The 14,784-nt window shown below is 65.5% G+C and carries 15 protein-coding genes; 8 read left to right on the forward strand and 7 right to left on the reverse strand.

Translation table 11 applies throughout. The features are described 5' to 3' along the window. Window positions 1-137 precede the first annotated feature (137 nt). The 5 genes from LGN10_RS10075 to LGN10_RS10095 all read left to right on the forward strand — a co-directional run bounded on the left by LGN10_RS10075 (window position 138) and on the right by LGN10_RS10095 (window position 6,040). Complete coding sequence (locus tag LGN10_RS10075) at window positions 138-431, forward strand: hypothetical protein (protein WP_059584872.1); 294 nt, start codon at window positions 138-140, stop codon at window positions 429-431. Continuing rightward, window positions 428-1,477 (forward strand): multidrug transporter subunit MdtN, encoded by a 1,050-nt coding sequence (gene mdtN, locus LGN10_RS10080; RefSeq protein ID WP_226223147.1) that lies wholly within the window; start codon window positions 428-430, stop codon window positions 1,475-1,477. The genes LGN10_RS10075 and mdtN overlap by 4 nt, the downstream gene beginning before the upstream one ends. Next, complete coding sequence (locus LGN10_RS10085; protein ID WP_226223155.1) at window positions 1,458-3,500, forward strand: FUSC family protein; 2,043 nt, start codon at window positions 1,458-1,460, stop codon at window positions 3,498-3,500. Before mdtN ends, LGN10_RS10085 begins: the two co-directional genes overlap by 20 nt. Then, entirely contained in the window at window positions 3,487-5,031 is a 1,545-nt protein-coding gene (locus LGN10_RS10090) for a TolC family protein (RefSeq protein ID WP_124859968.1), read from the forward strand. The genes LGN10_RS10085 and LGN10_RS10090 overlap by 14 nt, the downstream gene beginning before the upstream one ends. A gap of 301 nt (window positions 5,032-5,332) precedes the next feature. After that, on the forward strand, window positions 5,333-6,040 hold the full coding sequence (locus LGN10_RS10095; protein WP_060310737.1) for an MgtC/SapB family protein: 708 nt from the start codon (window positions 5,333-5,335) through the stop codon (window positions 6,038-6,040). Between the two features lie 48 nt (window positions 6,041-6,088). On the opposite strand, the gene LGN10_RS10100 is transcribed toward LGN10_RS10095, so the two are convergent. Then, on the reverse strand, window positions 6,089-6,808 hold the full coding sequence (locus LGN10_RS10100) for an autoinducer binding domain-containing protein (protein ID WP_059584867.1): 720 nt from the start codon (window positions 6,806-6,808) through the stop codon (window positions 6,089-6,091). 73 nt (window positions 6,809-6,881) lie between these two features. Here LGN10_RS10100 and LGN10_RS10105 point away from each other — a divergent pair, with 73 nt between their 5' ends. The 3 genes from LGN10_RS10105 to LGN10_RS10115 all read left to right on the forward strand — a co-directional run bounded on the left by LGN10_RS10105 (window position 6,882) and on the right by LGN10_RS10115 (window position 8,959). Continuing rightward, window positions 6,882-7,325: a DUF4902 domain-containing protein gene (locus LGN10_RS10105; RefSeq protein ID WP_059584866.1), complete on the forward strand. Its 444-nt coding sequence runs from the start codon at window positions 6,882-6,884 to the stop codon at window positions 7,323-7,325. 209 nt (window positions 7,326-7,534) lie between these two features. Beyond that, on the forward strand, window positions 7,535-8,143 hold the full coding sequence (locus LGN10_RS10110) for an acyl-homoserine-lactone synthase (protein WP_226223157.1): 609 nt from the start codon (window positions 7,535-7,537) through the stop codon (window positions 8,141-8,143). Window positions 8,144-8,194: 51 nt separating this feature from the next. Next, entirely contained in the window at window positions 8,195-8,959 is a 765-nt protein-coding gene (locus LGN10_RS10115; protein WP_059584864.1) for a hypothetical protein, read from the forward strand. Window positions 8,960-9,165: 206 nt separating this feature from the next. On the opposite strand, the gene LGN10_RS10120 is transcribed toward LGN10_RS10115, so the two are convergent. The 6 genes from LGN10_RS10120 to LGN10_RS33650 form a co-directional block, all read right to left on the reverse strand. Next, window positions 9,166-9,369: a hypothetical protein gene (locus LGN10_RS10120; protein ID WP_226223159.1), complete on the reverse strand. Its 204-nt coding sequence runs from the start codon at window positions 9,367-9,369 to the stop codon at window positions 9,166-9,168. Between the two features lie 112 nt (window positions 9,370-9,481). Continuing rightward, window positions 9,482-10,213: a Fic/DOC family protein gene (locus LGN10_RS10125; protein WP_226223161.1), complete on the reverse strand. Its 732-nt coding sequence runs from the start codon at window positions 10,211-10,213 to the stop codon at window positions 9,482-9,484. Continuing rightward, on the reverse strand, window positions 10,167-10,871 hold the full coding sequence (locus tag LGN10_RS10130; protein WP_089465630.1) for a type IV toxin-antitoxin system AbiEi family antitoxin domain-containing protein: 705 nt from the start codon (window positions 10,869-10,871) through the stop codon (window positions 10,167-10,169). The genes LGN10_RS10125 and LGN10_RS10130 overlap by 47 nt, the downstream gene beginning before the upstream one ends. Before the next feature lie 360 nt (window positions 10,872-11,231). After that, window positions 11,232-11,507, reverse strand: a complete 276-nt coding sequence (locus LGN10_RS33500) for a Wadjet anti-phage system protein JetD domain-containing protein (protein ID WP_319001222.1) — start codon at window positions 11,505-11,507, stop codon at window positions 11,232-11,234. After that, window positions 11,419-12,378: a DUF3322 domain-containing protein gene (locus tag LGN10_RS10135; protein WP_264163105.1), complete on the reverse strand. Its 960-nt coding sequence runs from the start codon at window positions 12,376-12,378 to the stop codon at window positions 11,419-11,421. Before LGN10_RS10135 ends, LGN10_RS33500 begins: the two co-directional genes overlap by 89 nt. Then, the gene (locus LGN10_RS33650; protein WP_319001223.1) at window positions 12,362-14,194 is read right to left on the reverse strand and encodes an ATP-binding protein; all 1,833 of its coding nucleotides are present in this window, start codon (window positions 14,192-14,194) and stop codon (window positions 12,362-12,364) included. Before LGN10_RS33650 ends, LGN10_RS10135 begins: the two co-directional genes overlap by 17 nt. Between the last annotated feature and the right edge of the window lie 590 nt (window positions 14,195-14,784).

A 14,784-nucleotide genomic window follows, 5' to 3' on the forward strand; every position in this document is an offset into this window, starting at 1 on the left:
CGGATCGCTGGCGATCCGCATTACGCTGATTTATGATCGGCCCCGTATCCTGAAATCGTCGTCGCGGCCCGGCCGGTTGCGACGATCCGCATTGCGCCGTGCCCGGCATCCACCCCCAACGTCGAGCTCGTCACACCATGAGAACAACAACGCCGCGCGCGCCGCTGCGTATCGCCGCCGTCCTCGCGCCCGCCCTGCCGCTCGCGGGCTGTGCATCGCGCGGCGCGCCGTCCTACGTGCTGTTCGGCGCGTACTTCCCGTTGTGGCTCGTCAGCGCGATCGTCGGCATCGTCGGCGCGATCGTCGCGCACCGCGTATTCGTCGCGACCGGCTGGGCCGCGACGGTGCCCTACCAACTCGCCGTCTGCACCGCGATCGGGCTCGTGGTCGCCGTGCTCGTCTGGCTCACCGGCACGGGGCCGTTCGCATGAAGGCCGCCGGCATCGCCCGCCCCTCCGTGAAAGGCCGCGTCATCGCGCTCGCGATCGTCGCGCTCGGCATCGCGGCGCTCGCGTACGCGTACCACCGCACGACGGCCTACCCGTCCACCGACGACGCGTCGATCGACGCGGACGTCGTGCACGTCGCGTCGCCGGTCGGCGGCCGCCTCGTGCAGCTCGCGGTGCATGAAAACCAGCGCGTCGCGAAAGGCGACCTGCTGTACGTGATCGATCCCGTCCCGTACCGGCTGACCGTCGCGCAGGCGCAGGCCGATCTCGAACTCGCGCGCGCGTCGCTCGACACACGCCGCCGTTCGCTGATCGGCGAGCGTTCGAACGCGTCCGTCGCCGCCGAGCAGGTCAAGCGCGCGACGCAGAACTACGATCTCGCGACGCGTGACGTGAACCGGCTCGCGCCGCTCGCCGCGCAGGGCTACGTCAGCGCGCAGCAGTTCGACCAGGCGAAGGTGCGCCAGCGCGACGCGTCCGTCTCGCTCGCACAGGCGCGGGAACAGCAGCGCGCGTCCGCGCAGACGATCGGCGACGACGCCGACGCGATCGCGACGCTGCACGCGCGCGAAGCGGCGCTGGCCCGCGCGCAGCATGCGCTCGACGATACGGTCGTGCGCGCGCCGCACGACGGGCTCGTGACGGGCCTGAGCGTGCTCCCCGGCGAAACGCTTGCGCCGAACCAGTCGATCTTCACGCTGATCGACGCGAGCGAATGGTTCGCGGTCGGCAATTTCCGCGAAACGTCGCTCAATCGCATCGCGGTGGGCGACTGCGCGACCGTCTATTCGATGATCGACCGCGACCGCCCGATGACGGGCAAGGTCGTCGGCATCGGCGCGGGCATCGCGGACAGCGACCGCATCAACCTGCCGCGCTCGCTGCCGATCGTGCAGCGCTCGGTGAACTGGGTGCACGTCGCGCAGCGCTTCCCCGTGCGCGTGAAGCTCGACGAACCCGACGGCAAGCTCGTGCGCGTCGGCGCGAGCGCGATCGTCGAGGTCCGGCATGGCTCAGCCTGCCGCTGACGTCCGCTCGCCGGGCCCGCGCGAAGTCCTGCGGCTGCTCGCGCCGTTTCCGGGGCGCGCGGCCATGGCCGTGCGCGTCGCGCTGATCTGTGCGCTCGTCGTGCTCGTGACGAGCGGATACGGCACGCCCGAAGCCGCGATTTCCGCGTATGTCGTGTTCTTCCTGAACCGCGCCGATCGCGTGACGAGCGCCGTGCTCGCGGTCGCGATGCTGCTGCTCGTCACGCTCGTGATCGCGCTCGTGATCGGCGTCGCGATCTTCAGCATCGAGTATTCGGTGCTGCGCGTCGCGTGCATGGCCGTGCTGTCAGTCGGCCTGCTCTACCTGACGTCCGCCAGCAAGCTGCGCCCGGTCGGCGCGATTCTCGCGATGATCGTCGGCTTCGGGCTCGACGACCTGGGCCTGGCGCCGGTCGGCGAAGCCGCGACGCGCGCGCTGCTCTATGCGTGGCTGATGGTCGCGATCCCCGTCGGCGTCGCGATCGTCGTCAACCTGCTGATCGCGCCGTCGCCGCGCAAGCTCGCGCACGCGCAGCTCGCGAAACGGCTGCGGCTCGCCGCGCGGCGGCTGCGCGGCGACGGCGGCGCGCGCGACGCGTTCGATGCCAGCCTGCGCGAAGGCGACAAGCAACTGCTCACGTGGCTGAAGCTGTCGAAGTTCGAAGGTTCGTCGTCCGGTGCCGATGTCGTCGCGTTGCGGCAGGCCATCGCGTCGAGCACCGCGCTGCTCGTCGCGGTCGCGCTTGCGGATCGCGAACCGGCGGCGCGGCTGCCCGACGCATTCGCCACGCCGATCGCGGCGACGCTCGACGAGATGGCCGCGATCCTCGAACAGGGCGGCTATCCGGTCGACGTGACGCTCGCGCTGCCGGCGCCCGATGCGCTGCCGCCGCTCGCACGCGTCGTCGCGGCGGACCTGCACATCGCGCTCACGCAGTTCGCGCAGCCGCCCGCAACCGACGCACCGGCGGTATCGGCCTCATCAACCGATACCGCCGCCGACAAACCGGCGGAACCCGCCGCACCACCCGCCCCGCGCGGCGGCTTCTTCCTGCCCGACGCGCGCACCAATCCCGACCACGTCCGCTATGCGCTGAAAACGACGGCAGCGGCAATGTTCTGCTACCTGCTGTACTCGCAACTCGACTGGTCGGGCATCCATACCTGCTTCATCACCTGCTACATGGTGTCGCTCGGCTCGACCGCGGAAACGGTCGAGAAGCTCACGCTGCGCATCGCCGGCTGCATCGTCGGCGCGCTGATCGGCACCGCCGCGCTCGTGTTCGTCGTCCCGTCGCTGTCGTCGATCGGCGAACTGATGGCGCTCGTCTTCGCTGGCGCGTGGCTGTCCGCGTGGGTCGCATTCGGCTCGCCGCGCATCGCGTACGCGGGTTTCCAGGTCGCGTTCGCGTTCTTCCTGTGCGTGATCCAGGGCGCCGGCCCCGGCTTCGACCTGACGCTCGCGCGCGATCGCACGATCGGCATCCTGCTCGGCAACGTCGTCGTGTATCTCGTGTTCACGCGCATCTGGCCCGTCAGCATCGGCAAGCAGATCGACTCCGCGTTCGCCGCGCTGCTCGACCAGTGGCGACGCATCGCACAGATCGCGCAGCCGGCCGAACGGCGCGCGCTGGCCGCCGAAGCGTTCGCCCGGCACGGCGCGATCTCGCAGGAGCTCGGCCTGATCCATTACGAGCCGTCGTGGGTGCGGCCGGCCGCGGCGTGGCTCGCCACCCGGCGACGCGCGCTCGCGGAACTCGGTGCGCTCGAAGGCCCGCTGTTCCTGCTCGCCGAACGCAAACCCGGCGACGCGGCGATCGGCGAGCAACTCGCGCGCGTGACCGCGCCGGGCGATGACGAAACCGCGCCCCGCGCGAATGCCCCGGCGGCGCCATCGAGCACAGCCCATACCGACCCCGCGCGCGACGCGCTGCTGAACCTGATCGACACACGGCTCGCGCACATCGCCGACGCCGCCCGTCAAGCCACACCGAAGGAGCCTGCCCCTCATGCGCGTACCTGAACCGCCGGCCGCCCCGATCGCCGCCGCCGCGCTCGCGACCGCCGTCGCGCTGGCCGGCTGCGCGACGTCGTCGATCGATCTGGCGCCGGAGGCATCCGACCGCCCGTGGCAGCCGCAAACGTCGGCCGCGGGCGACATCGTGGCGGCGCCGCCGCGCGCCGCCGTGCAAGGTGTGCACGACTACACGCTGCCCGCGTCGCCGGCGCTCGCGTCGGTGCCGCCGCCGGCCGCGCTCGATGCCGCGCATGCGTACACGCTGCCGGAACTGATCGATCTCGCCGAATCGGCCAATCCGCTGACCCGCATCGCATGGAACGACGCGCGCAACGCGGCGCTGGCGGTCGGCCTCGCCAAGTCCGCATACCTGCCGCGCCTGTCGGCGACGGCGATGGGCGCGTACCAGGCGAACCACGGCTCGACGTCGACGATCCTCGGCGATTCGTCGAGCAACACCACCGTGCACGGGACGATTTCGGCGCTGTCGCTGCAATGGCTGCTGTTCGATTTCGGCGGCCGCGCGGCGCGCGTCGAAGCGGCCGAACAGGCGTCGATCGCATCGAACGTCGCGTTCACGGCCGTGCACCAGCAGGTGATCCACGACGTGACGGTCTCGTACTACCGCTACGAAGCCGCTCGCTCGCGCGCCCTGAGCGCGCAACAGGGCCTCGCGAACGCGGATGCGATTCTCGCGGCGTCCCGTGCACGGCTCAAGCACGGCGTCGGCACGGTCGTCGAGCTCGCGCAGGCGACGCAGAACCGCGCGCAGGCGAACCTCGCGCTCGTGCAAGCCAACGGCGCCGAGAGCGACGGTTACCTCGCGCTCGTCTCCGCGCTCGGCATCTCGCCGCTGTCGAAGCCGACGATCGCCGCGTTGCCGCAGCGGCCGCTGCCGCCTGCGCTCGGTTCGTCCGTCGACGCGATCGTGTCGGACGCGATCGCGCGCCGCCCCGACCTGCAGGGTGCGTTCGCGCTAGAAAAGGCCAATCGCGCGAAGATCAAGGCGGCGCAAGCCGCGTTCATGCCGAAGATCTTCCTGTCCGCGTCGACGTCGTATGCCAGCGGCGGCACGGCCATTTCCGCGCTGCCCGCGATCGGCGACCAGGCGCCCACCGTCAACCTGAACGGCAGCCGCTACGGCGGCGGCGTGTTCCTCGGCGTGACGATCCCGCTGTACGACGGCGGCCTGCGCTCGGCCGTGCTGATGCAGGCGCGCAACGACGCGGAAAGCGCATCCGCGCGCCTCACGCGGACCAAGGAGGAAGCGGTGCGCCAGGTCGTCGCCGCGCAGAACGCGGTGCAGACGAGCCTCGCGTCGCACGACGCCGCGAAGGCGCTCGTCGATGCCGCGCAAACGAGCTACGACGCGGCGCTGACCGCGTACCGGAACGGCGTCGGCTCGGTCACCGACGCGACGATCGCGCAAAGCCAGTTGCTCGCCGCGCGCAACGCGGAAGTCGACAGCTATGCCGGCGCCTTGTCAGCCGCCGCCGCACTCGCACTCGCGACGGGTACGATCGGCTCGGCGCAGTAGCGCCGCCAGGCGGTTGACGCGGCCGCGCGCCGCCTACTAGAATGCCGCCCATTCTTCCTTCAGGAACCATCGTGGACAGTTGCAGCACTCCGTTGCGTGCGCCGCTTGCCGCCTGAATGCCTGTCCGCCGCAGTTCTCCTGCCCCGGCTCGCGTTCCGCGGGCCGCACGCCATCCGTTTCACATTTGAATGACGCATTCGCACGGTACAGTACCGCGCGATGACGGCTGGCGCCGCGTCGCCTTCGGCCTTGCGCCGCGGCGACGCGAGCCGGCACGCGCTTCTTGCACGGCAGGACAACCATGACTTTCGATTTCGCACTCCGTCTTTTCACCGCGTTCGCCTGCGGCGTCGCCATCGGCCTCGAGCGCCAGATGCGCCAGCGTACGGCCGGCCTGCGCACCATCACGCTCGTCGCGAGCGGCGCATGCCTGTTCGTCACGCTGGGCGTGCTGACCGGCAACGGCGTGGCGGGCGTCACGCAGATCGCCGCCTACGTCGTGTCCGGCGTCGGCTTTCTCGGCGGCGGCGTGATCATGCGCGACAAGGGCTCGATCCAGGGCATCAACACGGCCGCGACGCTGTGGTGCTCGGCCGCCGTCGGCGTGCTGGCCGGCTCCGGCCACTACGTGCCCGCGCTCGCCGGCACGGGCGTCGTGCTGCTCACCAATACGGTGTTGCGCGGCGTCAGCCAGGCGATCAACGCGACGCCCGTCTCGAACGCCGACCTCGTGCGCGAATACCGGATCACCGTGATCTGCCTCGCTGCCGACGAAGTCCACATCCGCACGCTGCTGTCGAACGCGATGTATGCGAAGCCGCTGTCGTTCCAGAGCCTCACGAGCGAAGACGTGCCCGACCAGCCGGACCGGCTGAAGGTCACCGCGACGCTGAAGCTGCATCCGAAGGATCAGCAGAAACTCGAGCAGATCGCGAGCCGGATGAGCATGGAGAAAAGCATTTCCAGCGTGAGCTGGACGGCGAAGGAAGTGGAACCGATGATGGAGTGAGCCGCGTGGCGGCAGCCGCCTCCGGCGGCGCCGTCGCGCAACGTCAAGTCACGGTGCTTCGATGAGCCCGGCCGAGATCGCCTTGACGACCGCCTGGACCTTGTTGGTCGCGCCGAGCTTCTCGAGGATGTTGTTCACGTGGAAGTTCACAGTCCGCTCCGAGATGCTGAGGATCTGGCCGATTTCGCACGCGGTCTTGCCCTCGGCCGTCCAGCACAGCACCTCGCGCTCGCGCGCGGTCAGCGTGACGCCCGCCGCGGGCGACAGCTTCGGCACCATGAAGCGGCTCATCAGCGAATGCGACAGGTTCGCGAGCCAGTTGGTCTGCAGCGTCAGCATGTTGATCTCGGCCGGCGTCAGCCGGTCGGCATGACGGGCGATGCTCAGCAGACCGAACGCACCGCGCGCCGCCCAGCTCGACTGCGCGACGCCCACCGACAGCCCGAAATCGCGCGCGTCCTGCCACAGCGGGCACGGGTCGATGTTGTCGACGTCCGGCCAGACGATCATGTTGGTGCTGAGTGCGCCGTCGCGAACCGTCGAATCGATCTCGATATAGTTCCGCGCCTGGTAGTGCGCCATCCAGCCGTCCGGATAGGTATTGAAGATGGCGACCGCCGGCTTCGAAACGGGCAGCGGTACGCGAATGCCGTAACAGCAGTATTCGAACCCCAACCGCTTGGAATAGGCAGCAATCCGCTGGAAGAGCTGCTGCTCGTCTTCCGCGGCGCTGAATTGTTGGTAGGCATCCTGCCAGCGCAGTTCCATTCTTTCTCCGACAACGTCACGCTGTCATACTTGTCAGGTTCCAGCACCCTTTCGAGGCTGATACATTCCGCGCATGACTTCACCCTTGCTGCACCCTGTCGCCGGCCCGTCCCCGGACGGCTACGTACGCCTGTCAGAAAGCGCACTGGCCGCCCTTGTGCTCGACCATGTCGAGAGCGGCCTCGACCCGTCGCTGCTGGCCGAACTGCGCGACAACGCGATCGACGCGCGCCTCGCCGGCTATACCGAATGGCATCGCGCGGCCGGTGCCGGCGTCGCGTACGTGACGGTCGGCTGGGACTGGTATCTCGAACGCGCGACGGGCACGTTCATGATCGCGGGCGGCGATGTCCGCAGCAACGTGATGGCCATCGACGCCAAGGGTGCCGACATCGGCATGTTCCGCACGGCCGCCGCGCTCGCCGCAAGGCTCGCCGCCATCGACTGGCCCGCCGCGGTCGCGTCGGCCCTCCTCGGGCACAACGACGCCTATCATGCCGGTCCGACGCTCCAGTGACAACTGGCTGCGCATTCCTCTGACGATATTGCAAGACTGGCGCTCTTTATAAGCAAAAGCGGCCCGGTTTTCAATCCCGTCGATCAAGAAACCGTTGCCACGTCCCCAATGGCGTCCATCGACGCCACCCTGTAAGAGTTACCAGTTACAGGCTCCTCGTGCCGCGCGCTGTAATGCACGCATACAAAAGCACAGATCCGAGGACATCCATGCAGACCTTCGTTCACGAGGAAGGGCGGTTGCCACACGAACTCGCGGCGGATCTAGGGCGCTATCGGCGCCGTGTGTTCGTCGAACAGCTCGGCTGGGCGCTCCCGTCGGCGAACGAAAGTTTCGAGCGCGACCAGTTCGATCGCGACGATACCGTCTACGTGTTCGCGCGAAACGCCGCCGGCGACATGTGCGGATGCGCGCGCCTGCTGCCGACGACGCGCCCGTACCTGCTGAAGTCGCTGTTCGCCGACCTGGTCGCGGAGGACATGCCGCTGCCGCAGTCGGCCGCCGTCTGGGAACTGTCCCGATTCGCGGCGACCGACGACGAAGGCGGGCCCGGCAACGCCGAATGGGCCGTACGCCCGATGCTCGCGGCCGTCGTCGAGTGCGCGGCGCAGCTCGGCGCGCGGCAGTTGATCGGCGTGACGTTCGCAAGCATGGAGCGGCTGTTCCGCCGGATCGGCATCCACGCGCACCGCGCAGGCCCGCCGAAGCAGGTGGACGGGCATCTGGTGGTCGCGTGCTGGATCGACATCGATCCGCAAACGTTTGCCGCACTGGGAATCGAGCCCGGGCAGGTCGCCCGGCAAGCTATCGCCGCCTGAGCCGGAACGCGCGTTTCCGTCCAGGCGGCATCGTAACGAAGGAGAACCAACGTGGACCAGTCTCAGGTCTTTCGCGCGATGATGCCCGGGTTGACGGGCGTCGGCGGCGCCCGCATCACGGTCGCCTATCCGTCGTTTCCGAGGCCGTTGCCGCTCGTGCGGCTCGACCGCCGCGGGCTCGTGTTTCGCGCCGCCGGCGCCGCGCCGCTCGTGTGCGGGCTGCCGCGCCCGGCAACCCTGCTGGTCGCGGACGAACCGCTGTGCTCGCTGCGCCTCGTGATCCGCGACATCGCCGCGACCGGCGACGGCCGGCACGACCTGACGATGCAGCCGTCCGGCGCCGCCGGCGACGAACTGCTGTGGCACGCATTGCGCGATCGGGCGCCGTACCGGCGGATCCGGCACCCGCTCGCGCCGGTCGATCGGCCGGTCGCCGTCGACGGCGAACCGCATGCGGCGGCCGGCGAAATCGCGTCACGCCCGTCGCGCAGCGCGGCTTTTCGCCTGCCCTGCCACAGCGACGCGCTGTTCTTCGCCGACTGGCTCGAATATCACTTCGACGAACTTCGCGCGCTGTCGCAACAGCACGGGCCGCAACTGCAGCTCAATCAGCTCGAACGACAGGTTGGCGAGGACGAGGTTGGCGTGCGTTTCGTCTACGACATCGATGGGCATGCGACGCGGAACGCACTGACTGACTGTGCGCGCGAGGCGTGTGCATGGATCGAGACGGAGATGCGCAGCAAATATGCGTTGCCCGTCGCGCAACGGCGGTTCGGCGCGTTTGCGGCGCATGCACGAGCCGGCAGCGTGTGAACGAAGCTCGTGCCGCGCGCCGCCACCGGGCGGGCTGGGGCGGCGGCAGGTTGTGCGGATACAACAAGCGCTTGCAAACGTCCGGGTTTTCCCTTAAATTTACGTCTGTCTCCTCCATGTCTCCAAACATGGATTCGGCCCGCTCAAGCAGCGGGCTTTTTTATTGCCTGAACGGTTTTCGGGGCCATATCCAGCCCCACGTCAGGCTAGCCCGCTGGACGCACGCTGGCCGGGCGTAGCCAGTAGTGATGCACCGCAAATATCAGCGCGACCATCACGACCAGTATCAGCAGCAGGTACAACCAGCCCTTTCTGGTCGTCGGCAGGTCCGTCACGGCGCCGACGTCGCCCGTCAGCGCCGCCAATGCGACCATCGTCAGGCCGGCCAGCGCCAACGTCCCTTTTGCCACCCATCCGAAGGCAACCTCTAGTCCGGCCGCCCATCGCGACTGGCGATAAGGTCCGGCAACTGGCCGGCGAAGATCGGGCTTACCCATTCGTCACGTCCGAGCCGGCATGCGCTTAAATTTCTCCACGCGCACGCTTCAACTCGCGGTAGTTCTGGTTTGCCACTGGATCATCCGCCCGATATGCAACATTCGGAGCACTGCTGCCATCCTGTCCGTCGAGGCCCGGCAGTGACATCAGATGGTCGCGAAGATCGCCGCCAGCAATGGGAGCGATCATCAACGGCAGGAGATACGTGTCCAGGTGCTTGCCTTGGGGATCTTGCAGTTCCCGAGTAAGCGCCTCCAGGTAATCGTCCTTCCGCGACGCATTCCAGTTGATCGCGAAGCCTGCGCGGTGGCATAGCTCCGCGTGAACAAGAAGCATGGTGCGACCATTTCCGTCGAGAAAAGGGTGCCCCCAAGCGAAAGCACCCATGACCATCCCGGTTTTTTCGCGCATCGTGTTTGGATTGTTGCCAGAAGATAGCCCCCATTCGACGGCACGCTGGCACAACTCCGAAGCCTCGAACTGTATTCGCTGCCCCTTTCCGACAAGTCGACCAACGCCGAGATGATGGCGATCCTGACCCGCCCACGGGTAGAACTCGCCGAACAGGATTCGGTGAACTTCAAGAAAGTGAGCGTACGCGATCGGACCTCTGATCGCCTGAAGGTACGCCAACGCAGTCTCGAGACCCGACTCGAAGAACCCGTGCTCAATGTACTTGAGTTCGTCCAGGTCCTTGATGCTGTCAATGTTACGCAGATAGCCCCTGGTGTCGTAGTCCCCGAACGGGTCGAACACGCTTGATCTCCCTGATGTGGTTCGCCATCAATCGGGCAAATTGCCGACCGTTGATTCGATGCTGCTTCTTGAGCGCGACCAGCAGTTTCCCCGTGCGATCAAGTTCGACATCGTCGCCCGCGACTCGCGTCACTGCTTCTGCGAAATCATCGAGGCCCGAGCGTCTGTATTGCACGTCGTAGGCTTGTGCGAGCCGCTCAACAAACGTGCCGACATTTCGGGTCGGAAGCTTGTCGACATCTGCCGGAAGCCTGGGCACCGCGCCCGTGGACGGGCTTTCCTGCTCACCGACATATCGGACGGTGATGTTGCCCCACCCAAGCTTACGAGAAATCCGGCTCCTGCCGGTGTTGACCAGGCAAACGGTGCGACCGTTTTCGTGCTGAATCGTCACATCGATCACCTCGACGCCCAGCTTCCCGAGTGCCTCGCGCAACAGTACCTCATTGCCGACGGCAAATCGCGCATTGCCTTCGAGATCCCAATCAGTCTTGGCATAAACGCCCGCGCCGAGCCGAGTGAGACGTCCCTCGGCAACGAGGCGTTGAAGCGCAGTACTAAGGTGTGATGAACTCCCCAAGCCTGCCAGTTCACGCCGGAGCACGACGTTACCAGAGCGCTTCTTCAACGACATCAAAAGCTTACTGTCCAGATTCATCGGTCACCCCCAACCTCCAGCACACGAGGCTCCATTATAAACCGCGAAAATTTCCTTGTTTAACAATGATTTACCGATTCAGATTCGGCCGATTTGACGGCATGCTTTGTCGCGCGGACACCTCTGAAGGCACCTCAGACATCCCTGCAAATTGGCCGATTGGTCCAGGCCGAGAAGGAAGGATCGAGGCGCCGCAAGACTCGGCAGCACCTGCCATCGCGCGACCGTCGGTCGGGGGAGCGTGTTCGGCAATCGCGGGCGCGAGGCGCGGATCTCGAAGGTGGGGCCAGACACCAACGGCTGGGGCAGGCGCACGCCTGGCACAATTCGCGCAGGCCACCGATACCTGCTCTACGATAGTTACGCCTCATACCACGCATGCATCGCCGCTCTCACAATGTCTTTCGGCAAGAATTCTTGTTCCAAGCGCCCGCGCTCCTGCGTCAGGAGGTATTCGAAGAAGGCGCCCTCGTCCTCGGTTAGTCCGTCAGGACGGCGCCCGTCGACGGGGACGAGTTCACGCACGGCCAGATTTGCCGCGTATCGTTCAAAACAGTCCCGATTCATCAGCAGCGCGCTCAAGGACGGAATAGCTTGACGCACTTTCCCCAACATTTTCAGCCCCCAGGTATCCATATCCCCCCCAATACGCTACACGCTTGCTCGCGAGCCACGGATCATGCGTCCAGTCCAAACTCAGTCCCGCACCGAGGATCGCCACCGCATCAGGTAGCTCCGCCAACTGATGAACGGACCGTTCGTTTTCCACAATGATGATGTGGCCGACGCACTTCGGAAGCTGAACGAGTTCACCGGCCCGGATGCGCTGCTGGCGAAACGGCAATATCCCGGCCGCGAGCGGCACGACGAGCAACCAACGCTCGTCGTCCTCAGGCGCGCCGAGGAACGCCTCGAGCCCCAGTTCGGAAACTTGTCCGCCAAAGCGAACGTTGAGCATGTGACAGAGCAACGCCCGGTGCCACTCGAAGAACTTGCTATCGGTATTGCAGACACCAAGCGCCCGCAGTGGACGCCCTTGCGCACATCCCGGCGATAACGCCAAGGCCACTTCCCCAGCCTTGATGATCTCGTGCACCGGGCGCTCCATCATCAACCTTCGCTGACGTATCACCAGTGCGTGGAACTGCGCGTCCATGTGCCGAACCACCTCACCGAGCCGTTCGTACTCGGCCGCAATCGCGGCATCCTGGGTCGCGCGCACCCAGTCCGACGGGCTTCTCAGTTCCCAAAGGTGCGGCAGTCGCACGGGGCTGCCCCCCGCACGATAGGCCACGGTTTCCCAATGCACGATGCCAATCTCCACCGATCGCCAGGCATCGCAATGCCGTTTGACGCTTTCGGTCTGTTCGGTAAAAGCCTTGGGACTGGGTCTGCCGATAGGCAATCGCAGCGGCCAGCTATCGGGGTAAAGCAGCCGCGCCTCGCGTTCATCGGCCGATTGCCATGATCGAGCGAGGCGTGCAGCCATATCATTCGGTGATTTCATCTCGTCCGGTCATTTGCCGGGCTCGTGCAATGGAATCCAGCTCTTCCCAGCTCAAAGACGTCATCGTTGCCTGCAGTCCTTTTCGATGGATCAGAATGGCCGAGCGCGTATGCGCTCGAAGTAGCCGCATTTCCTTGTTCGGCGTCACAAAGAGCGGATGAAGGCCAAACTCTCGCAGTGCTGAAATAATGCGTCCTGCCACCGCCTGTGAACTCTTCGAGAACGCCTCGTCCAGCACGATGGTGCCAAACAATGGACGGTCCTTGCCATCCGGGCACAGCGCATAGCTCAACGAAGCCGTCAAAATATAGCTTGCAATGATCTCCTTTTCTCCGCCGCTGCCGCCTTGAGATCCCTTCCGGGTTTCACAGACTGCCCCCGAACTGCGCTCGATGACGGACACCGCAAACTGCAGCCGATAGCGAGGATCCAGAAGCGCCTTCGCCCCAACGGTCGTGCGTCGCTCGCTCGCGTCCCTCATGAGCCTGACGACCTCGGCTAACGCGTTGAACTGGCTCTCGCCCTGGTCGTCTTGCAGTGTCGCGGCGCGCAGAATGCGTTGCGCCTGCTCCAATGTTCGCAGACTCTCATGGACGACCCGACGCGGCTCCAGTTGCAAATACCGCCCCGGCTGAAAGTCGACGCGGCGCATCGTGGCGTTCAAGTCCTCGATCCGCTCGACGATGGTCTCCACCTCGTTATCGATACTGCGGAGCAATTGCGTCACCCCCTCGTCCGAGGATTGATTCAGATACCCAAGAAAACGATCCAGCTTTTCGGGTAGCGCCTCATCCCTGAGCACGCGCAGTCGCTCCAGATACTGTGGTACGTCTTCAACTTCCGTGCCGACCTCCGCCAAGGCCCCCGTATCGACAGCGCGCGCCGCGCCCATGCCACGGACCAGTTGGCGTTCGTGATCATTGATCCTCGCAGCAAGTTCCTCGAGGCGTGCACGCAACCGGACGTCGATTTGCGCCTGCTGTCGCATCAGTGTATCCACGGTCTGGACACCGACGAAATCAAAGTGTTGCTCGACCAGCGCCATCTCGATCGCATTCAGTCCCTCGCCGATCGTCGCGAATGCGCGTTCTCGCCCATTCACGGCGGTGTCATACTGCTCTTGAAGCTTCGTCTGCTGTATGAGGCTCTCGTCGCGCGCCTGGCTGGTCTTCTCGAGTTCCGCGCGAACCTCCTCCCAAGCCTGTTTGGCCCTCGCGGTATCCGATGATGGATCCGTCAGCGCCGAGAGCCGTCGGGTGGAATCCGCCACATTACGCTCGGCCTGACGCACATCGATATCCGCAAAATCAATCGACAGCACGCGGTCAAGCATTGTTCGGCGAACCTGTACCTCTGTAACCTGCGCCCTCGCCGCCTCAAACTTTGCCGTAAGCTCAGCGAGCTCCCGTGCCGTCTCGTCACACTGACGCTCGAGCTCGGCGAGAAGGTCCTTGTTGTCAAAACCGGTGAGCCATCCCTGGCTCAACGGTGTCTTGTCCTGCTTTTCGAAGAAACCGCTCTTGCCCGACATGAGCCCCTGCGCGGTCATACCATGCGGCGTATGTTTCAACACCTCGGGGGACGCCACGCAATGTCGATCGATTTGAGCAAGTAGCCCTCGAACAGCCTCCCGATACGGATGGTCCTTGAAGTTAAGTTTTCGCGTGAAGCCGTCGATCAGGAATTCGACGGCGCGATCCGGCGCCATCACGTCCACAAGACGAACATGCAACCGGTTGTCGCGGCCATTCACCCATGCGAGTGCAAGCTTCATGTGTGATGCCGGAACCATGATGCGCAACCGATGGCCGCCCATCGCGCGCTCGATCGCGCCGCGCCATGCCGACTGCGATTTTTGCACCTCGACCAGTTCCGCAACGAAGGGCAGATCCTCATCGTGCAGGTTCAGTTGGCCGGCCAGATCGCGTCTGAACTGTTGATACAGCGACGGTATGTTGGATCCCGGGTGTGACTTTGCATTTGCAAGGGCCGCCTGCTGTTCTGTAAGCGTCTGTTCAGTGCCTGCCAGCGCGGCCCCCTTGGCGTATGCCAAGCGTTCCGCTTCCTCGATCGCGACGGCCGTCGAAGCGAGCAAAGCCCGCGCGCTGGCCTCGTTCTGCCGAAACGTCTCCAGGGTAAGCGCCTGGCTGAACTGAAGCTTCTTGGCGAACAACACATAATCGTTCGCGTGGCGCCGAACCGTCTCAAGGTGCTTGCGTTCAGCCTCAAGCTTGCCTTCGAGTTCCTCGATGCCGCTCCCGCCATCACGAAGATAGATGGAGCCTATCCGAACCTTTGTGTGTGAGGCATAAACTGATGGCCAAGGAGCCACGTTATGCCACGCAAACGTAAGGAAGAAGCGACCGTAGAACCGGGCAAGGGCTTGAACCTGGACCCGGAACTGAT

Origin of the sequence: Burkholderia sp. AU32262 (genome assembly GCF_020419985.1) — a bacterium.
GTDB lineage: Bacteria > Pseudomonadota > Gammaproteobacteria > Burkholderiales > Burkholderiaceae > Burkholderia > Burkholderia semiarida.

Excerpts from the sequence above, each read along its gene's own strand:
- LGN10_RS33500 (WP_319001222.1), bottom strand. The coding sequence starts at position 11,507 with ATGGATACCTGGGGGCTGAAAATGTTGGGGAAAGTGCGTCAAGCTATT.
- LGN10_RS33650 (WP_319001223.1), bottom strand. The coding sequence starts at position 14,194 with ATGGGCGGCCATCGGTTGCGCATCATGGTTCCGGCATCACACATGAAG.
- LGN10_RS10100 (WP_059584867.1), bottom strand. The coding sequence starts at position 6,808 with ATGGAACTGCGCTGGCAGGATGCCTACCAACAATTCAGCGCCGCGGAA.
- LGN10_RS10085 (WP_226223155.1), top strand. The coding sequence starts at position 1,458 with ATGGCTCAGCCTGCCGCTGACGTCCGCTCGCCGGGCCCGCGCGAAGTC.
- LGN10_RS10130 (WP_089465630.1), bottom strand. The coding sequence starts at position 10,871 with ATGAATCTGGACAGTAAGCTTTTGATGTCGTTGAAGAAGCGCTCTGGT.
- LGN10_RS10075 (WP_059584872.1), top strand. The coding sequence starts at position 138 with ATGAGAACAACAACGCCGCGCGCGCCGCTGCGTATCGCCGCCGTCCTC.
- mdtN (WP_226223147.1), top strand. The coding sequence starts at position 428 with ATGAAGGCCGCCGGCATCGCCCGCCCCTCCGTGAAAGGCCGCGTCATC.
- LGN10_RS10090 (WP_124859968.1), top strand. The coding sequence starts at position 3,487 with ATGCGCGTACCTGAACCGCCGGCCGCCCCGATCGCCGCCGCCGCGCTC.
- LGN10_RS10105 (WP_059584866.1), top strand. The coding sequence starts at position 6,882 with ATGACTTCACCCTTGCTGCACCCTGTCGCCGGCCCGTCCCCGGACGGC.
- LGN10_RS10110 (WP_226223157.1), top strand. The coding sequence starts at position 7,535 with ATGCAGACCTTCGTTCACGAGGAAGGGCGGTTGCCACACGAACTCGCG.
- LGN10_RS10135 (WP_264163105.1), bottom strand. The coding sequence starts at position 12,378 with ATGAAATCACCGAATGATATGGCTGCACGCCTCGCTCGATCATGGCAA.
- LGN10_RS10095 (WP_060310737.1), top strand. The coding sequence starts at position 5,333 with ATGACTTTCGATTTCGCACTCCGTCTTTTCACCGCGTTCGCCTGCGGC.